General features: G+C 69.9%; 23 protein-coding genes and 1 pseudogene. 11 read left to right on the top strand and 13 right to left on the bottom strand.

Annotated features, from left to right (window positions below):
- The 7 genes from F3T56_RS42320 to F3T56_RS42350 all read left to right on the top strand — a co-directional run.
- The coding region (locus F3T56_RS42320) for a family 43 glycosylhydrolase (protein ID WP_149830801.1) at nt 1–452 on the top strand (452 nt) is incomplete at its 5' end.
- 115 nt (nt 453–567) lie between these two features.
- Nucleotides 568–1,911 carry a type III glutamate--ammonia ligase gene (glnT, locus tag F3T56_RS42325; protein WP_149830802.1) on the top strand — a complete coding sequence of 448 codons (1,344 nt, stop codon included), beginning with the start codon at nt 568–570 and terminating at the stop codon, nt 1,909–1,911.
- Nucleotides 1,912–1,945: 34 nt separating this feature from the next.
- Nucleotides 1,946–2,833, top strand: coding sequence for a class II glutamine amidotransferase domain-containing protein (locus F3T56_RS42330; protein ID WP_149830803.1), 888 nt, complete (start codon nt 1,946–1,948; stop codon nt 2,831–2,833).
- On the top strand, nt 2,821–3,510 hold the full coding sequence (locus F3T56_RS42335) for a glutamate synthase (protein WP_149830804.1): 690 nt from the start codon (nt 2,821–2,823) through the stop codon (nt 3,508–3,510). The genes F3T56_RS42330 and F3T56_RS42335 overlap by 13 nt, the downstream gene beginning before the upstream one ends.
- Nucleotides 3,511–3,532: 22 nt before the next feature.
- Nucleotides 3,533–4,852 carry an FMN-binding glutamate synthase family protein gene (locus tag F3T56_RS42340; protein WP_149830805.1) on the top strand — a complete coding sequence of 440 codons (1,320 nt, stop codon included), beginning with the start codon at nt 3,533–3,535 and terminating at the stop codon, nt 4,850–4,852.
- Nucleotides 4,849–5,991: an FAD-dependent oxidoreductase gene (locus F3T56_RS42345; protein ID WP_246204522.1), complete on the top strand. Its 1,143-nt coding sequence runs from the start codon at nt 4,849–4,851 to the stop codon at nt 5,989–5,991. The genes F3T56_RS42340 and F3T56_RS42345 overlap by 4 nt, the downstream gene beginning before the upstream one ends.
- Nucleotides 5,988–6,632, top strand: a complete 645-nt coding sequence (locus tag F3T56_RS42350; RefSeq protein WP_149830806.1) for a helix-turn-helix domain-containing protein — start codon at nt 5,988–5,990, stop codon at nt 6,630–6,632. The genes F3T56_RS42345 and F3T56_RS42350 overlap by 4 nt, the downstream gene beginning before the upstream one ends.
- 14 nt (nt 6,633–6,646) lie before the next feature.
- Here the strand turns inward: F3T56_RS42350 and F3T56_RS42355 are convergent, their stop codons facing one another.
- Genes F3T56_RS42355 through F3T56_RS42375 form a run of 5 tightly spaced genes read right to left on the bottom strand, consistent with a single transcriptional unit; the run spans nt 6,647 to nt 11,282 of the window.
- Entirely contained in the window at nt 6,647–8,164 is a 1,518-nt protein-coding gene (locus F3T56_RS42355) for an aldehyde dehydrogenase (RefSeq protein WP_149830807.1), read from the bottom strand.
- Complete coding sequence (locus F3T56_RS42360) at nt 8,161–8,928, bottom strand: alpha/beta fold hydrolase (protein WP_246204523.1); 768 nt, start codon at nt 8,926–8,928, stop codon at nt 8,161–8,163. The genes F3T56_RS42355 and F3T56_RS42360 overlap by 4 nt, the downstream gene beginning before the upstream one ends.
- Before the next feature lie 4 nt (nt 8,929–8,932).
- Complete coding sequence (locus F3T56_RS42365) at nt 8,933–9,484, bottom strand: amino acid synthesis family protein (RefSeq protein ID WP_149830808.1); 552 nt, start codon at nt 9,482–9,484, stop codon at nt 8,933–8,935.
- On the bottom strand, nt 9,481–10,107 hold the full coding sequence (locus F3T56_RS42370) for an amino acid synthesis family protein (RefSeq protein ID WP_149830809.1): 627 nt from the start codon (nt 10,105–10,107) through the stop codon (nt 9,481–9,483). The genes F3T56_RS42365 and F3T56_RS42370 overlap by 4 nt, the downstream gene beginning before the upstream one ends.
- On the bottom strand, nt 10,107–11,282 hold the full coding sequence (locus tag F3T56_RS42375) for an LLM class flavin-dependent oxidoreductase (protein ID WP_149830810.1): 1,176 nt from the start codon (nt 11,280–11,282) through the stop codon (nt 10,107–10,109). Before F3T56_RS42375 ends, F3T56_RS42370 begins: the two co-directional genes overlap by 1 nt.
- A 274-nt stretch (nt 11,283–11,556) precedes the next feature.
- Here F3T56_RS42375 and F3T56_RS42380 point away from each other — a divergent pair, with 274 nt between their 5' ends.
- From F3T56_RS42380 to F3T56_RS42395, 4 genes are read left to right on the top strand one after another with little or no spacing between them, the layout of a single operon-like run.
- A complete protein-coding gene (locus F3T56_RS42380) occupies nt 11,557–13,167 on the top strand; it encodes a BCCT family transporter (RefSeq protein ID WP_149830811.1) in 1,611 nt (536 codons plus the stop codon).
- 11 nt (nt 13,168–13,178) lie between these two features.
- Entirely contained in the window at nt 13,179–13,607 is a 429-nt protein-coding gene (locus F3T56_RS42385) for an ester cyclase (protein WP_149830812.1), read from the top strand.
- Complete coding sequence (locus tag F3T56_RS42390) at nt 13,604–14,149, top strand: flavin reductase family protein (protein ID WP_149830813.1); 546 nt, start codon at nt 13,604–13,606, stop codon at nt 14,147–14,149. The genes F3T56_RS42385 and F3T56_RS42390 overlap by 4 nt, the downstream gene beginning before the upstream one ends.
- A 39-nt stretch (nt 14,150–14,188) precedes the next feature.
- A complete protein-coding gene (locus F3T56_RS42395; RefSeq protein WP_149830814.1) occupies nt 14,189–14,869 on the top strand; it encodes a GntR family transcriptional regulator in 681 nt (226 codons plus the stop codon).
- 12 nt (nt 14,870–14,881) lie between these two features.
- On the opposite strand, the gene F3T56_RS42400 is transcribed toward F3T56_RS42395, so the two are convergent.
- From F3T56_RS42400 to F3T56_RS42440, 8 genes and pseudogenes are all read right to left on the bottom strand, one after another.
- On the bottom strand, nt 14,882–16,282 hold the full coding sequence (locus F3T56_RS42400) for a sulfatase-like hydrolase/transferase (protein WP_149830815.1): 1,401 nt from the start codon (nt 16,280–16,282) through the stop codon (nt 14,882–14,884).
- 40 nt (nt 16,283–16,322) lie between these two features.
- A complete protein-coding gene (locus F3T56_RS42405) occupies nt 16,323–17,132 on the bottom strand; it encodes a carbohydrate ABC transporter permease (protein ID WP_149830816.1) in 810 nt (269 codons plus the stop codon).
- The gene (locus F3T56_RS42410) at nt 17,132–18,037 is read right to left on the bottom strand and encodes a carbohydrate ABC transporter permease (protein ID WP_149830817.1); all 906 of its coding nucleotides are present in this window, start codon (nt 18,035–18,037) and stop codon (nt 17,132–17,134) included. Before F3T56_RS42410 ends, F3T56_RS42405 begins: the two co-directional genes overlap by 1 nt.
- Nucleotides 18,038–18,053: 16 nt before the next feature.
- Entirely contained in the window at nt 18,054–19,349 is a 1,296-nt protein-coding gene (locus F3T56_RS42415; RefSeq protein WP_149830818.1) for an ABC transporter substrate-binding protein, read from the bottom strand.
- Nucleotides 19,350–19,397: 48 nt separating this feature from the next.
- Complete coding sequence (locus tag F3T56_RS42420) at nt 19,398–20,414, bottom strand: LacI family DNA-binding transcriptional regulator (protein WP_149830819.1); 1,017 nt, start codon at nt 20,412–20,414, stop codon at nt 19,398–19,400.
- A gap of 92 nt (nt 20,415–20,506) precedes the next feature.
- A pseudogene (locus tag F3T56_RS42425) lies at nt 20,507–20,797 on the bottom strand (fumarylacetoacetate hydrolase family protein); the annotation flags it as partial.
- 254 nt (nt 20,798–21,051) lie between these two features.
- The gene (locus tag F3T56_RS42435; protein WP_172639425.1) at nt 21,052–21,840 is read right to left on the bottom strand and encodes a carbonic anhydrase; all 789 of its coding nucleotides are present in this window, start codon (nt 21,838–21,840) and stop codon (nt 21,052–21,054) included.
- 667 nt (nt 21,841–22,507) lie between these two features.
- Nucleotides 22,508–23,545 (bottom strand): D-2-hydroxyacid dehydrogenase family protein, encoded by a 1,038-nt coding sequence (locus F3T56_RS42440; RefSeq protein ID WP_216373080.1) that lies wholly within the window; start codon nt 23,543–23,545, stop codon nt 22,508–22,510.
- Nucleotides 23,546–23,953 lie beyond the last annotated feature (408 nt).

Here is a 23,953-nt window from a genome sequence, read left to right on the forward strand (position 1 = left end):
GCTTCCTGGATCCCACGACCCTCAACTATCCCTCCGGTCACGGTCTCCACGCTACGAGGGGAGGTTCAGGAGCCGAGGTCCTCCAACGCAACGGCAGAACCTTCATCATCTACTCCGCCAGCCACTGCTCTACCCCCGACTACAAGCTGGGGATGCTCACCTACAACGGCGGTGACCCGCTCAACTCCTCCTCCTGGACCAAGTCCCCGAACCCGGTCTTCCAGAGGTCCAACGCGGCCGGGGTGTACGGGCCGGGCCACAACGGTTTCTTCAAGTCGCCCGACGGGACCGAGGACTGGATGGTCTACCACGCCAACAGTTCCGCGAGCGGCGGCTGCGACATGAACCGCAGTACCAGGGCGCAGAAGTTCACGTGGAACGCCGACGGCACGCCGAACTTCGGTACCCCGGTGGGGCTCGGCGTCACGCTTCCCGCCCCATCGGGCGAGTAGCGGGTTTACGAAACGGCAACAGAACGGACACACCCCTGGGAGTTTCCTGTCGTGATACTCATTCTCACGACAGTGAACACATCGACTCCCGGGGGCGCCCGTGTCCGTTCCACCGATGTCCACTCCGCCCGCGTCGGGCACCCAGTCACTCGCGTCGCTCGCCAAGGCGGACGGCGTACGGTTCCTGCTCGCCACGTTCACCACCCTGACCGGCAAGCCCTGCGCCAAGCTCGTGCCCGTCGAGGCGGCGGACGCGCTGGAGGGGGACGGCGTCGGCTTCGCGGGATACGCCGCCGGGGCCATGGGCCAACTGCCCCGCGACCCCGATGTGGTGGCGATCCCGGACCCCTCCTCGTACGTCCCGCTCACCTTCGTCCGCCCCGGCCTCGGGATGGTGCACTGCGACCCGCACGTCGAAGGCCGGCCGTACGCCTTCGCGCCCCGCGTGATCCTCCGGACGCTCGCCGAGAAGGCGGCGGCGGAGGGGACGCGGCTGGTCAGCGGGGCCGAGGTGGAGTACTTCCTGGTGCAGCGGGGCGCGGACGGCGGCCTCAGCACGGCCGACCGGCTCGACGACGCCGCCCAACCCTGTTACGACGCCCGGGGGTTGACCCGGATGTACGACCACCTCACGGCCGTCTCCGACGCGATGGTGCGGCTGGGCTGGGGGCCGTACGCGAGTGATCACGAGGACGGCAACGGGCAGTTCGAGCAGAACTTCCATCACGCGGACGCGCTCACCACCGCCGACCGGGTCGTCACCCTGCGGTACATCGTGCAGGTGCTCGCCGAACAGCGCGGGATGACGGCCACGTTCATGCCGAAGCCGTTCACCGACCGAACGGGCAGCGGGCTGCACATGCATCTGTCCCTGTGGGACGGGGAGCGGGCGCTGTTCCCGGCGGGCGACGGCGCCGAGGACCGGTACGGCATGGGGCTCAGCCCGGAGGCGTACCACTTCGGGGCCGGGCTGCTGGCCCACGCGCCCGCGCTGCACGCGCTCATCGCGCCGACCGTCAACTCGTACAAGCGCACGGGCGCGACCACGACCGCCTCGGGTGCCACCTGGGCGCCGCGCACGGCGAGCTGGGGCGGCAACGACCGTACGCACTTCCTGCGGGTACCGGACGCGCACCGGGTCGAGCTGCGCGGCGGGGACGGTTCCGCGAACTCCTACCTCGCCGCGGCCGGGGCGCTCGGCGCGGGCCTGGACGGCGTGCGGCGGGCGCTCGACCCCGGCGGCCCCGGCGTCACGAGCGACGGGCCGCGACTGCCGCGCACCCTCCTCGACGCCGTGCACGCGCTGGACGGCGACGACGTCGTACGCGGTGTGCTGGACGCGGTCGACCCGTCGGCCGGAGTCAGCGACTACTACGCGGAGTTGAAACGCGAGGAGTTCTACAGCTGGCACAACACGGTGTCCCCCTGGGAGATCGACCGGTACCTCACGGCCGTCTGACCGCCCCCGTCCCCCTTTCTTGGAGGTCATGCCCATGTGCGGCATCGCAGGACTCCAGGTGCGCGATCCCTCGCTGGAGCCGAGGCTCGGCGAACTGCTCACCGGAATGCTCCACCAGGCCGCCGAGCGCGGCCCCGACTCGGCGGGAGTCGCCCTGTACGGCGACGCGCGCCTCACCCCCCGGGGACACGCGGCGGTGAGTCTCCTGACCCCTGATGCCCTGCTCACCGATGTCGCCGCCCGGCTGGGGGGCGACACGGCGGCCGTCACGGTCGGCCAGAGCACGGTCGTCCACTCCCCCACGCTCGGCGTCACCGATCTCGAACGTGCCGTACGGGTCGCCTTCCCCTCGGCCGTGGTCACCGGACGCGGTACCGAGCTGGCCGTGCTCAAGGGCGTCGGTCACCCGGACGCGCTCGCCGAGGAGTTCGACCTGCGCGCGGCCACCGGTCACCAGGGCATCGCCCACACCCGGATGGCCACCGAGTCCGCGGTGACCCCGGCGGGCGCGCACCCGTTCTCCGTCGACGAGAACGTCTGCCTCGTGCACAACGGCTCCTTCGCCAACCACGCCACCATCCGGCGTGAACTGCGCGCCGAGGGCGTCGAGTTCGACAGCGAGAACGACTCCGAGGTCGGTGCCCGTTTCGTGGCCGCCCAGCTCGCCGCCGGGCATGATCTGGAGAAGTCCCTGCGGCTGCTGTGCGAGCGCTTCGACGGGTTCTACACGCTGCTGGTGACCACCGGTGACTCCTTCGCCGTCGTCCGGGACGCGATCGCCTGCAAGCCCGCCGTCGTCGCGGAGACCGAGGCGTGGGTGGCGATGGCCTCCGAGTACCGCTACTTCGCCCATCTGCCGGGCATCGAGTCCGCCCGCATCTTCGAGCCCGAACCGGAGGAGGTCTACACATGGCAGCGCTGACGACCACGGTGGTCGACTTGTCCCAGCAGTCCGTCCGCGACCTCAACTCCTCCCTGCACCAGGCGAGTCCGGGGACGTCATGGCAGGTCGCGCACCCCGGCGGCGCCCACAACCTCGCCGTCGGTCTCACCGCCGGGCTGGACGTCGTGATCGACGGCCCGACCGGCTACTACTGCGCCGGCATGAACCAGCGCGCCACGGTCACCGTGCACGGCAACGTCGGTACGGGCGTCGCCGAGAACATGATGTCCGGCACCGTACGGGTGCGGGGCAACGCCTCCCAGTCGGCCGGCGCGACCGCCCACGGCGGCCTGCTGGTCATCGAGGGCGATGCCGCCGCCCGCTGCGGGATCTCCATGAAGGGTGTGGACATCGTCGTCGGCGGAGACGTCGGCCACATGAGCGCCTTCATGGGGCAGGCCGGGCGCCTGGTGGTGTGCGGCGACGCGGGCGACGCGCTCGGCGATTCGCTGTACGAGGCCCGCCTCTACGTCCAGGGCAAGGTCAAGTCCCTCGGCGCGGACTGCGTGGAGAAGGAGATGCGGGACGAACATCTCGCCGAACTCACCGAGTTGCTGAAGGCCGCCGACCGCGACGACGACCCGGCCGCCTTCCGCCGCTACGGCTCCGCCCGCGCGCTCTACCACTTCAAGGTCGACAACTCGGCCTCGTACTAGACCTCGTACCAGAGGAGTTGCCATGGAACCCGCATCCCACGGCCTGCGCGAGTCCGCGACGTTCGACCGCGCCACCATCCACGCCATCCAGCGCGCCGCCGAGACCGGCATCTACGACATCCGCGGCTGGGGCGCCAAGCGCGAAGTCCCGCACTTCGACGACCTGCTCTTCCTCGGCGCCTCCATGTCCCGCTACCCCCTGGAGGGCTACCGCGAGCGCTGCGACACCGACGTCGTACTCGGCACCCGCAACGCCAAGTACCCCCTCCACCTCAAAACCCCCGTCACCATCGCGGGCATGAGCTTCGGAGCGCTCTCCGCGCAGGCCAAGGAGGCGCTCGGCCGGGGCGCGTCCGAGGCCGGCACGTCGACGACCACCGGGGACGGCGGCATGACCCCCGAGGAGCGCGGCCAGTCCAAGCACCTCGTGTACCAGTACCTGCCGTCCCGCTACGGCATGAACCCCGACGACCTGCGCAAGGCCGACGCCATCGAGGTCGTCCTCGGACAGGGCGCCAAGCCGGGCGGCGGCGGCATGCTGCTCGGCCAGAAGATCACCGAGCGGGTCGCCGCCATGCGCACCCTGCCCCTCGGCATCGACCAGCGCAGCGCCTGCCGCCATCCCGACTGGACCGGCCCCGACGACCTGGAGATCAAGATCCGGGAGCTCAGGGAGATCACCGACTGGGAGAAGCCGGTCTACGTCAAGATCGGCGCTACCCGCACGTACTACGACGTGAAGCTCGCCGTCCAGGCGGGTGCGGACGTCGTGGTCCTCGACGGCATGCAGGGCGGCACGGCCGCCACCCAGGAGGTGTTCATCGAGCACGTCGGCATCCCCACCCTGGCCGCACTCCCCCAAGCCGTCCAGGCGCTTCAGGAGTTGGGAGTGCACCGGCAGGTCCAGCTCATCGTCTCCGGGGGCATCCGCGGCGGCGCCGACCTGGCCAAGGCCATGGCCCTGGGCGCGGACGCGGTGGCCATCGGCACGGCGGCGCTCGTCGCGCTGGGCGACAACCACCCCAAGTACGACGCCGAGTACCGGGAGCTGGGCTCCGCCGCCGGGTACTACGACGACTACCAGGACGGCCGCGACCCGGCAGGCATCTCCACCCAGGACCCGTCGTTGTCCGCCCGCCTCGATCCGGTCGAGGGCGGCCGGCGGCTCGCCAACTTCATCCGCGTGATGACCATGGAGGCGCAGACCATCGCCCGCGCCTGCGGCAAGGCCCACCTGACCCACCTGGAACCGGAGGACCTGGTCGCCCTCACGATCGAGGCCGCAGCCATGGCCCGCGTCCCGCTCGCGGGGACGAACTGGGTACCGGGGGCGGGGCTGTGAGCGCCGGAGCCCCGGCGTTCGACGTCGCGGTGGTCGGTGCGGGCCTGATGGGGGCGGCCACGGCGTGGGCGGCCACCCGGCGGGGGCTGTCCGTGGCCGTCCTGGAACGGTTCGACGCCGGGCACGACAAGGGCAGTTCGCACGGCAGCGCCCGTATCGTCCGCCGCGGGTACCGGGAACCCATGTACGTGCGCATGACCGGGCAGGCGATGGAGCTGTGGCGGGAGCTGGAGGCCGACTCGTCTCGTGAGTTGCTGCGCATCGTGGGCGGCATCGACCACGGGCGGGGCCGTGACCCCGAGGGCATCGCGGCGACGCTCGCGGCGGCGGGCGTACCGCACGAACTGCTCCCGTCCGAGGAGGCGGCACGGCGGTGGCCGGGGCTCCGCTTCGACGGGCCGGTCCTCTTCCATCCGGAGGCGGGCACGGTCGACGCGGGCGGGGCGGTGGCCGCGTTCCTGGCACGGGCGGGCGGGCGGGGCGCGGAGATGCGCGAGCGGACTGCGGTACGACGGATCACGCCGCTCGGCGAGAACGCGGTACAACTGGACACCGGCCAGGGCACGATCACGGCACGCCGGGCCGTGATCGCCGCCGGCGCCTGGGTGGCCGACCTGCTCGGCGATCTCGTCCCGCTGCCGGAGCTGACCGTCACCCAGCAGCAGGTCTTCCACTTCCCGCGCCGCGACCCGACGGCACCGCCCTGGCCGGTCGTCGTTCACAAGGACGCCCTCAGTACGTACAGCCTCCCGGGTGGGCGGGACGGCGGCCCGCTGGACGGCCGCAAGATCGCCGAGCACGACGCGGGCGGACCGACCAGCGCCGACACCCGCGACGGGCGGGTGGATCCGGCGGCCCGAGAGCGCATCACGGCCTACGTACGGCAGTGGCTGCCCGGTCTCGTGCCGGAGCCGTTCAACGAGGCGACCTGCCTCTACACCTCCACCCCGAACGAGGACTTCGTACTGGACCGCCGTGGCCCGCTGGTCGTCTGCTCGCCCTGCTCGGGACATGGTGCGAAGTTCGCGCCGCTGATCGGGGAGATGGCCGTCGATCTCGTTCTGGACCGCCCGGCACCGGAGCCGCGGTTCACCCTCGCCGCCCATGCGAGCGGCGGCACGGCAGAATGGCCGGCATGACGCCCGACCCGGACATTCCCGCGTTCCCCGCCCATGAGATCGAGCCCGACGAGGCGGCGGGGAAGCTGGAACTCGAAGTCGTCATCGGCCGACAGGTGCGGGAGTACCGTACGGCGGCGGGCGTGTCCATCGCCGAGATGGCGAACCGGGTCGGCATCTCCAAGGCCATGCTCTCCAAGATCGAGAACGCCCAGACCTCGTGCAGCCTCACCACCCTCGGCAGGCTGGCCACCGGTCTGGGCGTCCCCGTCACCGCGCTGTTCCGTGGCGTCGACGCCGAGCGCGAGGCGGTCTTCGTACCGGCCGGACAGGGCGCCCGGATCGCCCGGCGCGGCAGCCGGGTCGGCCATCTGTACGAGCTGCTGGGCGCTCTGCGCGGCCCGCACAAGCGGATGGAGGCCGTCCTCGTCACCCTCACTGAGCAGAGCGAGGTCTTCCCCCTCTTCCAGCACCCCGGCACCGAACTGCTCTACATGCTGGAGGGCGAGATGGTCTACGGGCACGGCGAGGCCAGCTACACCCTGCGCCCCGGCGACGCCCTCCAGCTCGACGGTGAGGGCGCACACGGCCCACAGGCACTGGTGGAACTCCCCATCCGCTTCCTCTCCGTCACGGCGTACGGCGACCACGCCCCGCACTGAACAGCTACAGCTCGCTAGGAGCGCAGTACGAAGGGGTCACCCTGGGGTTCGTCGCTCGTGTTGACCCAGACCGACTTCAGGCGGGTGTACTCCTTGATCGTCTCGGTGCCGTGTTCGACGCCCATGCCGCTGTTCTTGAAGCCCGAGCGCGGCGACATCGGTGACATGGCCCGGTAGGTGTTGACCCAGATCGTGCCCGCTTCGAGTACGGAGGCCATCCGGTGGGCGCGGCCCAGGTCCCTGGTCCACACACCGGCGGCGAGGCCGTACTCGGTGTCGTTGGCGAGCCTCGCCGCCTCCTCCTCCGTCTCGAACGGCATGATCGAGGCGACCGGGCCGAAGATCTCCTCCCGGCTGACCCGCATCCCGTTGTCGGTGCCGACGAAGACGGTCGGCTCGTAGAAGTACCCGCCGAGGCCCACGTCCGGCCGGGTGCCTCCGGTGACGACCTGGCCGCCCTCCTTGCGGCCGACCGCGACGTACTCCTCGACCTTGGCGAGCTGGGACGCCATCGCCAACGGGCCCAGTTCGGTGGTGGGTTCGAGGGGGTCGCCGATGCGGATGGTGCGGGCGCGTTCCGTCACGCGCTCGACGGTCTCGTCGTAGACGTCACGGTGGACGAAGACCCGGCTCCCGGCGACGCAGGTCTGCCCGGCGGCGGCGAAGATCCCGGCGACGATACCCATCGAGGCGGAGGCGATGTCGGCATCCGGGAAGACGATGTTGGGGGACTTGCCGCCGAGTTCGAGGGTGGCCTTGACGAAGCGTTCGCCGCAGGCCCGCGCGATGATCGCGCCGGTGGCGGTGCTGCCCGTGAAGGACATCTTGCGCACCCGGTGGTCCGCGACCAGGGCGCTGCCGGCCTCGGTGCCGTACCCGGTGACCACGTTGACGACTCCGGGCGGGAAGCCCGCCTCGTCGAGCAGTTCCACCAGTTCGAGCAGGGACGCGGAGGTGTGCTCGGACGGCTTGATCACCATCGTGTTGCCGGCGGCGAGCGCGGGGGCCAGCTTGGTGGTGGTGAGCATGAGCGGCGAGTTCCAGGGGGTGATGGCGCCGCAGACGCCGACCGGTTCGCGCAGGGTGTAGTTGAGGAGGGTGCGCGCCGAGCCCGGGATGACCTCGCCGTGGATCTTGTCGGCGAGTCCGGCGAAGTAGTAGAAGTACTCGGGCAGCGAGGCGAGTTGGGCCCGCATCTCGCGGAGCAGTTTGCCGTTGTCGAGTGTCTCCGTGCGGGCGAGCGTCTCGGCGTGCTCGCCGACCAGGTCGCCGAGCCGGCGCAGCAGCCGTCCGCGTCGGGTCTGGGAGAGGTCGCGCCAGGCGGGGTTCTCGAAGGCCCGCTGTGCGGCTGTCACGGCGCGGTCCACATCGGCGGCGCTGCCCCGCGCGGCCTCGTAGAAGGCGGTCCCGTGCGTGGGGTCGACGCTCTCGAAGTACGCGCCCTCGGCGGGGGCCACCCGTTCGCCGTCGATGAAGTGGTCGCGGCGGGGAAGGGCCACCGGCTTTCCCTCGGCCTCGTGGGGGACGGTCATGGCGTGGTCCTCTCGAAGTGCTCGGTCAGCGCCGCGGCCAGTTCGCGCGGCCGTTCCAGCGGAAGCAGATGACGAGCGCCTGCCACGATCCGCACACGCGCGCCGGGGACGGCCGACGCGAGCCGGTGGGACATGGCCGGGGTCGAGCCGGGGTCGTCGCCGCCGGTGATGGCCAGGGCGGGCGCGGTGATCCGGCCGAGGAGCGGTGCGACCTCCTCGTCGCCCGTCGCGAAGACGGTGTAGCAGGCCAGATAGGAGGGGTGGTCGTTGGCGAGCAGCATGCCGCGTATCTCCGTCGCCAGGTCCGGGTCCCGTTGCCGCCACTCGGGGCTGAACCAGCGCTCCACCGCGCCGTCCGCCGTCACGGCCGGGTCGCTGCGGGCCGCCTCCAGCCGTCGTTCGACCGCTTCACGTTCCTGCGGGGTGCGCTGGGCGACGCTGCTCACGAGGGACAGCGTGGCGACGCGCGCCGGGTGGTGGGCGGCGAGGTACCCCGCCACGAGGGCGCCCAGCGAGAAGCCCACGAGGTGGACGCGAGAGGCGCCGAGGTGGTCGAGGACCTCGACGACATCGGCGGCGAGGTCCGCCAGCGAGGTTCCGGCGTACGCCGGGGGTGAGGCGCCGTGGCCCCGGAGGTCGACCGTGATCACCCGGTGGCCGGTGGTGAGTTCGGGCAGGAGGCGCCGCCACATCGTGTGGTCCAGCCCGACGCCGTGCAGGAGCACGACGTCCGGGCCGGTCCCGGTGACCGAGTGGTGGAGCACTGCGTCACTGCTCCGTCGACAAGGGCGCCAGGCGGGACTGCGGGCGTCCCTGGCCGGCGGCCGCCAGACCGATGGCGATCTCGTGGGCGTGCGGGGCGTCCGCCACGCGGACCTCGATGCTCTGGTGGTGCGAGCGGATCGTGGCGTCGGTGATGTGCTTGAGGGGGATGTCGAAGACGGTGCCGGCGCCCGCCCGCTTCTCGACGGCGGGAAGCAGTGTCGTCGCCTCGGCGGCCTTGCGGAAGTGATCGCCGAACTTGAGTGTGTGGATGAGTGCCGAGCCGTGTTCGATCTCTCCGTCGAGTCCCACGATCGCGGCCTTGCCGTAGGCCTCCACCGGGACACCCAGCGCGGCGACGACCCGGGGCGCGAGCAGTTTGCCCAGGTCGGAGGCGGTGGCGTCGATACCGGGGGCGAGGTCCTCGACGAAGCCCTGCCCCGCCCAGGGGTTGTCGATCACGGCGACGACCACGGCGGTCCGGGCCGGCGGGTCGACGGGGCGTCCGCCCTCCGTCAGGACCTCGTCGACATAGGTGACGATCTTGCGGACGTTCATCGCACGGTCTCCAGGTTCTCGATCTTGTATCGGCTTCGGGGATGGTCCGCCAACCGCACCTGCGGATCGCTGGAACGGTCCCCGATGCGGGCGTTCGGCCGTCCTCCGGAGGATCCGGCGGCGATGACCACGATCTCGTCGGCACGGGGCGCGTCGGGGACGCGGACGGTGATGGTCTGGTAGTGGGAGCGCGTCGTCGCGTTCACCTTGTGCCACATCGGCACGGTGAGCGACGCCCCGGCCTCGGCCCGCTCGTCGGAGAAGACGATCACCGAGGTGCCGTCGGTGATCTCCCGGAAGAGGTTGCCGAAGTACGGCGTGTGGATCAGCGCCCCGGCGTGTTCCGTCTCACCGCCGAGCCCGACGATGGCGGCCTTGCCGAACGCCTCGATCCGGTCCGCACCGCCGAGGGCGTCCACGAGACGGGCGGTCAGCTCGTGCGCCACCACCGGCGCGACGCCGACGACCTCGTCGTTCAGGTCGGCGACCACACCGCGCCCGCTCCACGGGTTGGCGATGACGGCGGCGACGGCGACGCGGCGTACGGGGTGGGCGACGGGTCTGCCCAGCTCGGTCACCATGTCCTCGACGACCGTGCAGATCCTGCGGACACGTACGTTCATCAGTGGGCCTCCACAGAGGCGCCATCGGCCCCTGAGTCGCCGGCGGCCCCCGGCGAGCCGGTGAACTCCGGCATCACCTTCTCGCTGAACAGTTCGAGGCTGCGCATGGCCTTACGGTGGTCGAGACCTGGGTGCGTGGTCCAGAGGAACAGGTCCCGCACATTCAGCTCGTCACGGAGCTCGGCGATCTTCTCCGCCACGTACTCGGGCGTACCGACGAGCTGGTTGCGGCCGTGCAGGAAGTCGTACGTGAGCTCGTGGGCGTCGGTGAGCTGCTCCCCGTCCTCCATCAGGTTCGACAGGCCCCGCCAGTGACACACCCACCGGTACGTGTTCATCACGGCCTCTTCGAACCCGGCCCGCGCCTCCTCCATGGTGTCGGCGACGAACACGTCCCGGACGAGACCGATGCCCTCGCCGAGCGCGTACTCCCGGCCGGTGGCCTCGCTGGCCGCGTCCCGGTAGAGCTCGAAGCGGCCCTTGAGCGCCGAGACCGGTGGCAGCCAGAAGATGCCCTTGACGCCGTTGCGGGCGGCCCACTCGATGGAGGGCGGTGTGTCGATGACCTGCCACAGCGGCAGCTCGGGCTGGAGCGGGCGCGGCGTCACCATCAGCTTGGTGATGACACCGTCGTCCATGAAGTCGGGCGACGGCGGGGACAGGGGGTGGTTCCACTTCACACCGGGAGCGGGGAACTCGAAGAACTCGCTCTTGTGGGAGAAGAACTCCCCGGTCCAGGCGGCCTTGAGCACCTCCAGGGTCTCCTGGAAGAGGGCCCGGTTGCGCTGCTGGTCACGCGGGTCGGCAAGGGGGTTGAGGTTGAGCGCCTCACGCCCGTAGAGGCCGCGCCCGACACCGACTTCGAGCCGTCCGCCCGAGAGCTGGTCGAGGAGCGCGAGGTCCTCGGCGAGGCGCAGCGGGTGCCAGAAGGTGACGATGCTGGCGGCCTGGCCTATGCGGATGCGGGAGGTCCGGGCCGCGATGTCGACACCCATGAGCACCGGGTTGGGAGTGAGCTCCTGGCCCTCGTGACCGAAGTGGTGCTCCGTGTACCAGATGGACCAGAACCCCGCGCGATCGGCGGCGACGGCGAACTCCCGTGCCTCGTCCATGAGTCGGTGGTAGTCGGCGAGACGACCCGGGGCACCCATCCCATGAAAGATCGAGAAGCGCATCTGCGTGTTCCTTCCAGTACGGACGAGCCCGCTGTGGCATACAAGCGAAGGTAGGCGGGGACCGGCGAGGGCGTCAACCCGTCCCGCACTTCACTTCCGACCGGCATGGAAGTTCGCACGTAACCGCCCATATACATGGAGAAAACAACCCACGTTCGAATCGTGACGGTGGATGCGACGCAACTTCTTGACAGCCCCCTGTGGCATACCTAACGTCCTCTGGCATACAAGCAGCCTTGGCTTGACTGTTGCCACAGTGCGCAAGGAGCGACCCATGTCCGGTCACACCGCTTCCACACCCGACGCGCCCGACTCGGAGAGAGGCCGACTGGGCTCGGTCTTCTGGACCTCCGTCGGTATCGCCGCCCTCTTCGTCGCCTGGGCCATGCTGTTCACCGACAGCCTCACCGAGGTGACGAACAGCTCCCTCAACTGGGTCACCAAGTCGTTCGGCTGGGCCTACCTCGTGCTGACACTGGCCCTGCTGGTCTTCCTGGTCTTCCTCGCGTTCAGCCCGTACGGCAACACACGGCTGGGCAAGGACCACGACCGCCCCGAGTTCTCCACCCCCACCTGGTTCGCGATGATCCTCAGCGCGGTCATGGGCATCGGCCTCGTCTCGTACGGCGTCGCCGAGCCCATCTCGCACTTCGCCACGCCACCCCACGGTCTGGCCGAACCGGGGACGCCCGAGGCGGCGATCCGGGCGATGCAGTACTCGTACTTCGACTGGGGCCTGCACGCGTGGGCGATCTTCGCGGTGTTCGGCCTCGGCATCGCCTACTCGACCTTCCGCAAGGGCCGGCGCGCGCTGGTCAGCCAGCTCTTCCACCCGCTGCTGGGCGAGCGGGTGAACGGCCCGGTGGGCAAGGCGATCGACGTCCTCGCGGTGTTCGCGACGCTCTTCGGCACGACGACATCGCTGGGCCTCGGCGCCCTCCAGGTCAACAACGGTCTCGGCACGCTGTTCGGGATGCCCGTCAACTCCGTCAGCCAGGTCCTGATCATCGCTTTCGTCACCGCCGTCTTCACGCTGTCGGCCGTGACCGGAGTCAGCAAGGGGATCAAGCTCCTCAGCCAGGGCAGCACGATCCTGGCCATCGCGCTCTTCGTGTTCGTCCTGGTCGTCGGCCCCACGGTCTTCCTGGCCAACCTGTACATCGAGTCCGTCGGCACCTGGGCCTCCGACTTCTTCCGGATGAGCCTGCAGGGCACCGCCTTCGGCGGCCTCGAATGGATGCAGTGGTGGACCTACTTCATGATGGCCTGGTGGGTGTCCTGGGGCGCCTTCGTCGGGGTCTTCCTGGCCCGCATCTCCCGCGGCCGCACCATCCGCGGCTTCGTCATGGGCGTGCTCGTCGTCCCCACGGTCGTGTTCTTCACCTGGTTCACCGTGTTCGGCGGCACCGCCATCCACGTCGACATGTTCGAGAAGGGCACGATCGCCAAGCAGACCGCGGCGGACATCAACAGCGCCTTCTTCGCCACCCTCGACCACTTCCCGCTCGCGACCGTGACCTCGGCGATCGCCATCGTGCTGGTCGTGATGTTCTTCGTCTCCGGCGCGGACGCGAACACGTACGTGCTCTCCATGATGACCTCGGACGGTTCACTCGAACCCCGGCGCCCGGTCCTCGTCCTGTGGGGCGTACTGACCGGACTCACCGCGATCGCCCTCCTGCTCGCCGGCGGCCTCAACGCCCTGCAGAACACGGTGATCGTCACCTCGGCACCGTTCCTCGTGATCATCGCCGGCCTCGCGCTCTCCTTCTGGAAGGAGCTGTTGGGTGACCGCCGGGCAGCCGAACAGGCCCTGGCGGAAGGCGAGTTCGCCCTGGCGCAGGACACCGGCCCCGCCCACCCGGTCCGCACCCCTCACCTCTAGGAGGAAACGACATGCCCGACGACGTCCGCGCGACACGGGTCATCGCGACCTGGGCCGCGGCCTGGGACCGCGGCGAGGTCGACGCCCTCGACGGTCTGCTCAGCCCGAAATACCGCCGCCGGACGTCTCCGGCCGAAGAGGGCCAGTCCCTGGCGGAGTTCAAGTCGTCGATCCTCGCGGCGCGGTCGGCGTTCCCCGACCTCACCACGACCATCGACGAGATCGTGACCGGGGGCGATCGTATGGCGGTGCGCTGGCGCAGCTCCGGCAGCCACCAGGGTTCCTTCCGCGGCGTACCGCCCACCCACCGCTCGGTCGAGGTGGGCGGGGCCACCTTCGCCCGCTTCGAGGGCGACCTGGTGGTCGAGGAGTACGTCACCTGGGACCCGCGTGCGCTTCTCACCGCACTCGGCATCATCAGCGTGGGGGAGGACCGATGACCATCACGACGAAGACCGACGAGACCGGGGTGAACGCGGCGAACCGTCTTCTCCCGACGCCCGACCAGGAAGTGATGAAGCAGGTCAACCGGCGTTTCGTCACCGGGGTGACGGTGGTGACCGCCATGGACGGCGACCACCCACGAGGCCTGGCGGTGAACGCGTTCGCCAGCATCTCGCTCGACCCGCCGACGGTGATGGTGTGCGTACAGCGCACGTCGTCGACCTACGAGTGCCTGTTCCGGGCCTCCCACCTCGCGATCAACATCCTGTCGACCGAGCAACTGGACGTCGTCAAGCGCTTCGCGGCCAAGTCCGACGACAAGTTCAGCGGGCTCGACTGGGAGCCCGGCCGGTTCGGCAGCCCGCTGATCGGCCGGAGCAGCGCCCGGATGGAGGTGGAGATCCGTGAACGGCTGCAGGCCAGCACGCACACCATCTTCATCTGCCGCGTCGTGGACGCGGAGGTCAGCGACCGGACGCCGATGATCTACAGCGCCGGGGGGTTCTTCGACGGCGGAGCGCTCACCGTTCTACGTTGATGCCATGCACGGAGCCGATCGAGGTCCAGGGAAGGCCAGATGAGTAAGGCGAAACAGGCGGCCACCAACGGGAGTGCGCAGAGTCGCGTGATCACCGAGATGCGTCGCCGCATCATCAGCGGTGAACTCCCGGCGGGCGGCAGCCTGTCGGAGATCGCACTCGCGGAGTCCTTCGGCGTCAGCCGCACCCCCGTGCGCGAAGCGCTCAAACAGCTGCAGACCGAAGGGCTGGTCGAGATCCGGCCACGCGTGGGTACGTTCGTCACCGCGCCCTCGCGCCGCGAGATCACCGAGCTGTTCGAGATGAAGGAGCTCCTTGAAGGCGCGGCCGCGAGGCTGCTGGCCCGCCGGGGCCGGGTCCCCGAACTCGACCGCCTGCAGGCGAACCTCGTCGCTGCCGACGCCGCCGTCGCCGCCGACGACAAGCAGCGCTACGCCGAGCTCGTCGAGGAGTTCCACGAGCTGCTGATCACCGGCGCCGACAACGCCAAGCTCGAAGCGCACTACCGCATCCTCATGAACCAACTCGCCTACTCCCGCCTCGTGACCACCTCCCTCAGTCAGCCCGGCCGCCCCCTCCAGTCCGACCGCGAACACCACAACGTCCTCGACCTGATCATCGCCAAGGACGGCGACAGCGCGGAACGTGTCATGCGCGACCACGTCCGCGCCAGCCGCCTGGCCCTCATGGCGGGCCTCGACGCCATGGGCGGCACGTGACCTCTTGGACGATCACGTCTTCGGCTGGTGGCCGAAGCGGACCCCGTCGAGGTCGAAGGAGCGCACGGTCGGGTCCACGCGACGCTGGGGACGGGTGCGTACGGGGGCTGGGTCGATGGCCGGGGTCTCCTCGCCCGCCGCTGTGAGCCGGGCCAGGAGACGTGCGCGCAGGCTGTCGGCGAGCTCGCGGTGCGAGGTGAGGCCGGCGAGGTTGTCCAGCTCGTACGGGTCGTGGGCCAGGTCGTACAGCTCTGCCTCGACGTAGCGGGAGGCGGCCGGCTGCTCCCACGGGTCGGCATGGGGCGCGCTGACGTAGTACTTCCACCTCGATGTGCGCAGCGCGCGTCCGCACTCCGACTCGCTGACCTGGATCATCACGTCGTCCGGGCGGTCGGTGGCAGGGGCGGGGTCGCGCAGCAGCGGTAGGAAGGAGAGGCCCTGCATCTCCTCCGGTACGGCGAGGCCGGCCGCGTCCAGCAGGGTGGGTGGGAGGTCGAGCGTGGACAGGGGTGTCCGGACGACGCGGCCGCCCTCGAAGCCGGGGCCGCGCAGGGCGAGCGGTACGCGGATCGAGCCGTCGTGGCAGGAGCGCTTGTACTCGCTGTTGCGGGTCTTGAAGTGGCTGCCGTGGTCGGAGGTGAACGCGACGACGGTGTCGTCCAGCAGTTCCATGCTGCGCAGCGCGTCGAGCAGTCGGCCCAGGCCCTCGTCGACGCGGGCGATCTGGCCGAGGTAGCCCCCGAGATGACGATGGGCGCTGCCGCCGGCGGCGGAGAGCGCGGCGAGGTCGGGCGGCATCCAGCGGCCCTGGTGGCGCTCGGCGTAGCCGTCGGGGGCGGGAAAGCTGTCGACCTCGTTCTGGTGGTGGGGTTCGATGAGGGAGCAGAAGAGATAGAAGGGCTTCTCCGCGTGATCGGCGCAGAAGCGGATGGCAGCGTCGAAGAGGGCGTCGGAGCGGTAGCCGGGCAGCCGCACCGGGTCGCCCTGTTCGTCGTAGAGCACCGTGCGGTAGGCGTCCGAGGTGAACTCGAGGGTGTTCGCCCCCAGCCAGTGCCGGTAGCCGCCGCGCTGATGCTCCGGCACCGGGTCGCGGTCGGCCAGGTGCCATTTGCCGAGGTAGCCGGTGGTGTAACCGGCGGCACCGAAGTGGTGGGCGAGGGTGCGTACGGCGGACGGCAGGGGGATGCCGTTGCGGAACACCCCTGTGGTGGTCGGGTACTGGCCGGTCTGCAGTGCCGCCCGCGCGGGCGCGCACACGGGCTGCGGTGTGCAGGCGACCGTCGCGTGCGTACCGTGGCGCGCCATGCGGTCGAGGTTCGGGGTCAGGCCGAGCGGGTTGCCGGCCTCTCCCGTGGTGTCCCAGCGCTGCTGGTCGGTGAGGACGACGATGACGTTGGGGCGTCGCCGGGTCATCAAGTTCCTTCCTGACGTGGCCATTTGAGATCGGACATGGCTATTTGAGTCCGGTCAGTGTGATGCCCCGTACGAAGTAGCGCTGGCTGAGGACGAGCAGCACGGCAGTCGGGACGAAGGCGATGACCGAGCCGGCTGCGGTGAGATGCCAGAGCTGGAAGTGCTCCTCGCTGAACCTGGTCAGCCCGACCGGGATCGTCCGCATCGTCTCGTCGCTGGTGGCGACGAGCGGCCAGAGGAACTCGTTCCACTGGAAGACGAAGGTGAACAGCCCGAGGACGGCCAGCGCGGGCTTGGTCTGCGGGAGGATGATCCGCCAGTAGATGGTGAACTCCCCCGCGCCGTCCACCCGGGCCGCGTGGATGAGGTCGTCCGGGATCGGCTGGATGAACTGGCGCATGAGAAAGATCCCGAAGCCGTCCATCAGGAACGGCAGGACGAGCGCCTGGTAGCTGTCCAGCCAGCCGAGGTCGGAGAACATCACGTACAGCGGGATCATCCGCACGAAGAACGGGATCATGAGGGTGGCCAGGATCGCCACGAGCAGGGTGTTCCGGAACGGGAAGCGGAACTTCGCGAACACGTACCCGACCAGCGGGTCGAAGGCCAGATGCGCCAGCGTGATGGCCCCGGCCACGACCACACTGTTGACGATGAACCGGCCGAACGGCGCCTGCTCGAACAACTGCGCGTAGTTCTGGAACTGCGGGGAGTCCGGCCAGAGCACGGCCCCGCCGGACAGGGTCTCGCCCTGGGTCTGGAGCGACAGCGACACCATGTACAGCAGCGGGATGACGGTGAGCAGACAGGCCAGCGTGAGCATGACGTACGCGGCCACGCGCGAGGCCATCAGTACTGCACCTCCCCGCGCCGCCCGGCCCGCAGTTGCACCACCGTGAACGCCACGATGACGAGCATCAGCAGCACGGACAGGGCGGAGGAGTAACCGAAGTCGCGGTCGCGGAAGGCGGTCTCGTAGACGTGGTAGACGTACAGGTCCGTCTGCTTCGCCGGGCCGCCGCCGGTGATGATGTACGCCTGCCCGAAGGCCTGCAGCCCGGAGATGACGGCCATGACCGAGACGAACAGCGTGGTGGGCGCGAGCAGCGGCAGGGTGATGCTGAAAAACCGGCGCCAGGGCCCGGCGCCGTCCACCGTCGCGGCCTCGTAGTACACCTGGGGGATGCCCTGGAGCCCGGCCAGGAAGAGCATCATCGTGTAGCCGCTGATCATCCACAGGGTGACCGCGACGATGGTCGCCAGGGGGTGGGTGATGAGCCACTGCTGGGTGGGCAGGCCGAGTTCGTCGAGGACCCGGTTCAGGATGCCGGTCTGCGGGTCGAGGATGTTCTGCCACAGCAGTCCGATGACCGCGATCGAGGTGAGGTAGGGCACGAGGAGCGCCAGCCGGAAGAGCGTACGGCCGCGCAGTTGACGGTTGGCCAGCAGCGCGAGGGCCAGTCCCAGCACGATCGCGCCGACCGTCGTGCCCACGGCGAAGAGCAGGGTGACCTTGAAGGAGTTGCGGGCCGCCGGGTCGCGGAACGCGTCGGCGTAGTTGCCGAGGCCGTCGAACCGGTCGGCGTGCGGGCCGGTGAGGGTGCTGGTGTTGAGGATGTCGGCGATGGGTGTGTAGAAGAAGACCGCGAAGAACACGAGCGCGGGCGCCAGGAACAGATAGGCGGTCCGGGCTTCACGGCGGGCGATCGGGGTTCTCCGCGCCTCGGGCACGGCGCGCGGCGCAGGGGATCGCATACGCTGCCGTCCCCCGTCAGTCCGCGATGATGGCGCGAGCGGTGTCGGTGTACTCCCGATACGCCGACGGCACGGACTCCCCCGTCATCAGCACGCTCTGGTACAGGGTCTTCCACGCCTGGTCGAGTTCGGTGCCCTTGCCACTGAGGTACGTCTGCGGATGCGCGTCCTCCGCATAGGTGAGCCCCTGGGCGAACGCGGCGATGTCCGCGTTTCCCTTCACCTCGGGCTTCGCGGCCCAGGACCTGCGCGGCATCAGCATGCCGGTCTCCGCGGTGGCCGCCAGCTCGGTTTCGAGTGTGGTCAGGCGTTTGATGAAGTCCCAGGACAGGTCCGGCCGGGGCGCCTTCTTCGGGATGAACATGCTCGTGCCCGCGAGGATCGTGGACTGCCGGCGTCCCGTGGGCATCTGGGCGATGCCGTACTCCAGATCGGGCGAGGACTGCTTGATCACCGGCAGGTCCCAGGGCCCGGTGACGATCATGGCCGCCCGTTTCGCCGAGAGCGCCTTCTGCGGGGCGGAGTAGTCCTTGCTGGGCACCGGGACCGGCGAGACCTCGTGCCGGTGCACCAGGTCGGCCTGGAACTGCAGCGCCTCCATCGCGGCGTCCTGGGGCTGCATCACCTTCTTGGTTGTGTGGTTGTAGTCGAGCACCCCGTTCTGCAGCATCCACGGCCAGCCGTACGCCTGGTCCTGGTTGAGCTGTAGTCCGTACACGCCGTCGTGGGTCAGCTCCTTGGCGACGTCCACGACCTCGTCCCAGGTCGTCGGCGGCCGGACGCCGGCGTCGGCGAACATCTCCCTGTTGTAGACGAGCAGTTGGCAGGTCATGTGCAGCTGGATGCCGTACACCTCGCCCGCGTGGGTGTTGTGCCGCACCGTCGCGGGCTGCCAGTCGTCCGGGAAGCCCATGGCCTTGCCGTCCTCGTCGAGGTACTTCCGCAGCGACAGCGCGTCCCCGCTCAGGGCGTACCGCTGCGCCCAGCCGCCCGGTTCCTCCAGCACATCCGGGGCCCGGCCCGCCTGCAGGTCGGCGAGCAGCCGCGTCTCCAGCTCCTCCCACTGGTACATCTGCATCCGGACGGTGACGCCGTGCTCCTCCTCGAACTCCTTGATGACCTTCTGGTACGCCTCGTAGTGGTGCCCGGGGTTCCAATAGACCGTGAACGTGCCGTCCTCGCCGCCGCCCGGCGCGGAGTCCGACTCGGGCGCGCCCGAACCGCAGGCGGCCAGCCCGGCGGCCGCGGCGGCGGCCCCGGCCAGGCCGAGCACTCGGCGGCGGCTGATCCCTGGAGCGTCGCTGGCGGACATGTGGTGCTCCTCTCGGGGGTTACGGGGGTACTGCGGGGATGGCGCCTCTCATGCCGAATCGCGGCGGATGAACGACCAGGACAGGACCAGTTCCCGCTCGGCGGGCGGGAGTTCGGACGTCAGCCGGTCGAAGAGCAGCCGGACCACGCCCGAGTAGTCCAGGTGCGGCTGGCCGACGGTGCTCAGCGCCGGCTTGACGATCTCCCCCTCGGGCAGATTGCCGACGCCGACGACGGCCACGTCACCGGGCACATTGCGGCCGGAGTCGCGCACGGCCCATATGGCGCTGATCGCGGCCCGGTCGGAGGTCGCGAAGACGGCGTCCGGCGGATCGGGCAACCGCAGCAGGGCTTCGACGGCGCGGTAGCCGGAGACCCGGTCGTCCGCGCCTGACACGATGAGCGCCTCGTCGCGCGCGAGGCCGTGCCGACGCAGGGCGTCGACGTAGGCCGCGTACCGCTCGTGCGCCTCGCCGTCCGGCTCCCTGCCGGTGCGGTGGCCGACGAACGCCACGCGTCGCCGCCCGCTGGTGATCAGGTGGTCCAGCGCCTCGCCGCAGACCTGCCGCTCCGGTGTGCGCACCACGTCGAAGCCGTCCGGGGCCACCCCGTTGTCGATGACGGTCATCGCGAGGCGGCTGCGCACGAGTGAGTCCAGGTCCAGCGCGGGCAGGAACCGCTCCGCCCAGATCAGCGCCCCGTCCGCGATGCCGCGCCGCAGCAGCGCGTGCGCCTGGGCCGCGCGGGTTGCCGAGTCGGCGACGAGCGTGATCACGCCGTATCCGGCGGTGTCGGCCGCGGCATGCAGCTCCCGGGCCAGTTCGTCGTACGTCGGTACGCCGATGGATCCGACGACCAGACAGACCCGCTCGGTGCGCTGCGTGCGCAGACCGCGCGCGGAGCTGCTGGGGGCGTAGCCGAGTTCGCGCACCACGGCGAGGACGCGTTCCCGGGTGCCGGCGCCCACCCGGCCGTCATGTCCGTTGACCACATAGCTGACCGTCGCCACCGACACCCCGGCGCGAGCGGCCACCTCACGCACGGTCGGGCGGCTCCGCTTCGGCATGTTATACGTTTAAGCTAGAAGGGCCCTGGGACGTCAACCCCCTTGACGCGCAAGGGGGATGCTGATGCCCTGCGGGTGCGGCCGACCTTGGTTCATTGCCTGCGGCGGGCGGGCGGCAGGAATACCGGCGGGACGCCCGCGGTGACGGTGTTGCTGATGGTGCCGATGCCCTCGACCGTCATGGTGACGGTGTCGCCGAGGGTGAGGGGCGGTGGCTCCAGGACACCGTTGCGACCCCAGAGTTCGGCCAGACAGCCGCCGTTGCCGCACGTGCCCGAGCCCAGGACGTCGCCGGGACGGACCCAGGTGCCTCGGGAGGCGTAGGCCACCATCTCCTCGAACGTCCACGCCATGTTGACCGGCCGGTCCTGCCCGACCATCTCACACTGCTCGACGATCCTGCGCTGGACCCGCGAGAAACCGGCCCCCTTCGACCTCCACCAGCGCCTCGACAGCACGCTCGACATCATCCTGCGAGGGCTCCTTGCCCAGCCGGCGAACGCCACGAGCCCTGACGAGCAGGCGCCGGAGGAACAGCGAACACAGCAGCAAGGGCGCCGGGTTCAGGTCGCTGATCCCGGCGCCCTTCAAACGCAGCGAGCGGCGTCGTCGAACGCGCCGGCGGTAACAGCCGCCGTCAGGCGGACGGCGCGCCGGTGAGGACTTCCACTCGGCCGGTGTCGAGCGAGTAGTAGGCGCTGACCACGGCCAGGGCACCCTTCTTGACCATCGGGGCAAGGTCGGCGTTGGACCGCAGGGTGGCGCAGGTCTGCTTGGTGTGGATGCGGATCATGGCGTCGACCGGGTCGGAGTGCTTGCCCCTCGCCGTCTCCTCGTAGGCCGGCTTCAGGGCCTCGGCGATGGCCTGCAGATTGCCGGGCAGTTCCTTGCCTTCCCTGAGTGCCTTGTACGCCGCCTTGATGGCACCGCAGCGCTGGTGCCCGAGGACGACGATCAGCGGGGTTCCCGATGTCATGGGCCCGTACTCGACGGATCCGGTTACCACCGAGTCGACCACCTGCCCGCCGGTGCGCATCACGAAGACGTCGCCTAGGCCGGTGTCGAAGAGGAGCTCCGGCGGCACCCGGGAGTCGATGCAGGCGAGGATCACACCGAAGGGGTCCTGCTCCTCGGCGACGAACTCGCGGCGGCGGGGGTCCCGGTCGGGATGCTGAAGTGTCCCGTCGACCCAGCGCTTGTTGCCTTCCATCAGCCTCGCGAACGCCGCCCAGGGGGAGTCCGGCTGCCCGCTCGCGGCGGCCGAGGGAGCCTTCGCCGCGGCCGTCGCGCCCGCTGCCGTCCCGGCCTTCGCGCTCTCCGCCTTCGCGCTCTCCGCCTTCGACGAACAGCCGGTGATCAGGGCCGCGGTGGCTACCAGCCCTCCGGTGAGGATGGCCCTCCGCTGAGGTTGTCCAGTTCCGTGCATGGGTCTTCCGCCTTCAGTTCGCACAACCGCGTTCAAAGCGCTTGGAATCTTGGAGGGCGCAGTGTGGCAGACAGCTGTGGGGCTGCCATGAGCGATGCGACACCCGATGTTCACCTGTCGGCGACGGCCGCACGGCCGGCTCCCCGATACTTCACAGCCGCTTCGCAGGCCGCCCGCCCTTCGCCCTGTTTGCCCAGGAGGTGCCGTGAGGCAGCTGTGATGTGAGAAGGGGGCGATCAAAGACGGCGGACGGATACGGCGAAGGGGCCGCGGGACCGGCCTCGCGACCTCACCACCTCCCGGCCCGCTCCCCGTGATCGACGTGTTCGCCGGTCAGCGAGCCGCGCCCTCGGCCCGGCCGGCCACGATGGCACGCGTGGGCAGCCTGCCCGTGTCAGGCGCTGGGCCAAGTGACACAGAGGGTCGGACGAGTCGTCGAGGAGGAGCAGCAGCCGCGGCACGGCGCTGTCGTCGCCGGCAGCCTCGTCGGACACGTCCCGCTGCCGCCCGACGCCTGGCACGCTCCCCCGCTCTCGACTTCACTCGAGCGGGGGACCCCACGCCATCGCGCGGCCCGCCCTCCGGGCGGACGACGGGAGGGCGACGAGAGGTCAATAGACCTGGCTGCCGCCGGTGACCAGCACGCCTTTTCCGTCGAGCTCCAGATTCATTGCGCGGCCCTTCGCAGCGCCTCGCCAGACCCGTCTTGTGGCGCATCTCTCAGCACATCCGGGTTGTGGACATTGATCGGCTCACCCTGGGCGAAGGCCAGGATCTGGTCGAAGGCGTTGCCGTAGAAGAACTCGTAGTTGTCGCGCTCGACGAAGCCGATGTGCGGTGTGCACAGGGCGTTCGGCAACCCCAGCAGGGGGTCGTCCGGGTCGGTCAGCGGCTCGTGTTCGAACACGTCGACCGCCGCCTTGCCGGGCCGGCCGGCCCGCAACGCCTCGACGAGCGCCCCGGGCCGGATCAGCTCCGCCCGGCTGGTGTTCACCAGCAGAGCCGTCGGCTTCATCAGGGCGAGGTCGTCGGGGCCGATCAGGCCGGTCGTCGCCGCGTTCAGGCGCAGATGCAGGCTCAGCACGTCCGACTGCTCGAACAGGGCCTGCCTGCTCTCGGCGACCCGGAAGCCCGCTTCCCTCGCCCGGTCCAGTGAGCCCTCCCGGCCCCAGACCAGCGGCTCCATGCCGAACGCCACACCGATCTGAGCGACCATCGAGCCGATCCGCCCGAAGCCGTAGACCCCCAGCGCCCGACCGCGCAGCCCCAGCCCCACGGTGCTCTGCCAGCGGCCCTCGCGCAGCGCGGCGCTCTCGAACGGGATGTCGCGCATGGCGGCGAGGATCAGGCCCCAGGTGAGCTCCACGGTGGGGTAGGACGGGCGTGCGGTCAGCGCCGAGGAGACGATCACGCCGTGCCGGGTGCACGCGTCGAGGTCGATGTGCGGTATCTGGCCGTTCTGGCTGATCAGCTTGAGGTTCGGCAGACGATCGAGCAGCGCTTCGTCCACCTTGGTGCGCTCGCGCAACAGCACCAGAACGTCGGCGTCGGCCAGGCGCTCGGCCAGCACGTCCACGTCGGACACGAAGTCGTTCCAGATCGTGACGTCATGGCCCTCCAGCTTGCCGAAGCAGTCCAGCGTACGGACGACGTCCTGGTAGTCGTCGAGAACGGAGACACGCAGGCTCCGCGAGGATTCGGTCATGGCACGCATTCGTCATTGCCTCACGGGTTCGTCGAAAGGTCGGCTACGACAGTACCGGCGTCGATCGCGGCACACCCCTGATCCCCGACGGCCACGATGGGCCAAGAATGATCGAGGGGCTGTTCGGATTGCTCCGAACAGCCCCTCGATCTGCGACTCCTTCGAGTCGGGACGACAGGATTTGAACCTGCGACCCCTTGACCCCCAGGAGTAGGGGTAATCCCTTTTGTCTGCACATACGGTGAGAAATCAAGGAGCATGACGTGCGGCGCCGCGCGTACCGTTCAGGTGCGCGGACACCGTCTGGTCCCCAACTGGTCCCCATGGGGCATGTCCGTGATGAACCTCCCCTCGTAGCGTGGAGACCGTGACCGGAGGGATAGTTGAGGGTCGTGGGATCCAGGAAGC

The sequence above is a fragment of the Streptomyces tailanensis genome (assembly GCF_008386495.1).
Taxonomy (GTDB): Bacteria; Actinomycetota; Actinomycetes; order Streptomycetales; family Streptomycetaceae; genus Streptomyces; species Streptomyces tailanensis.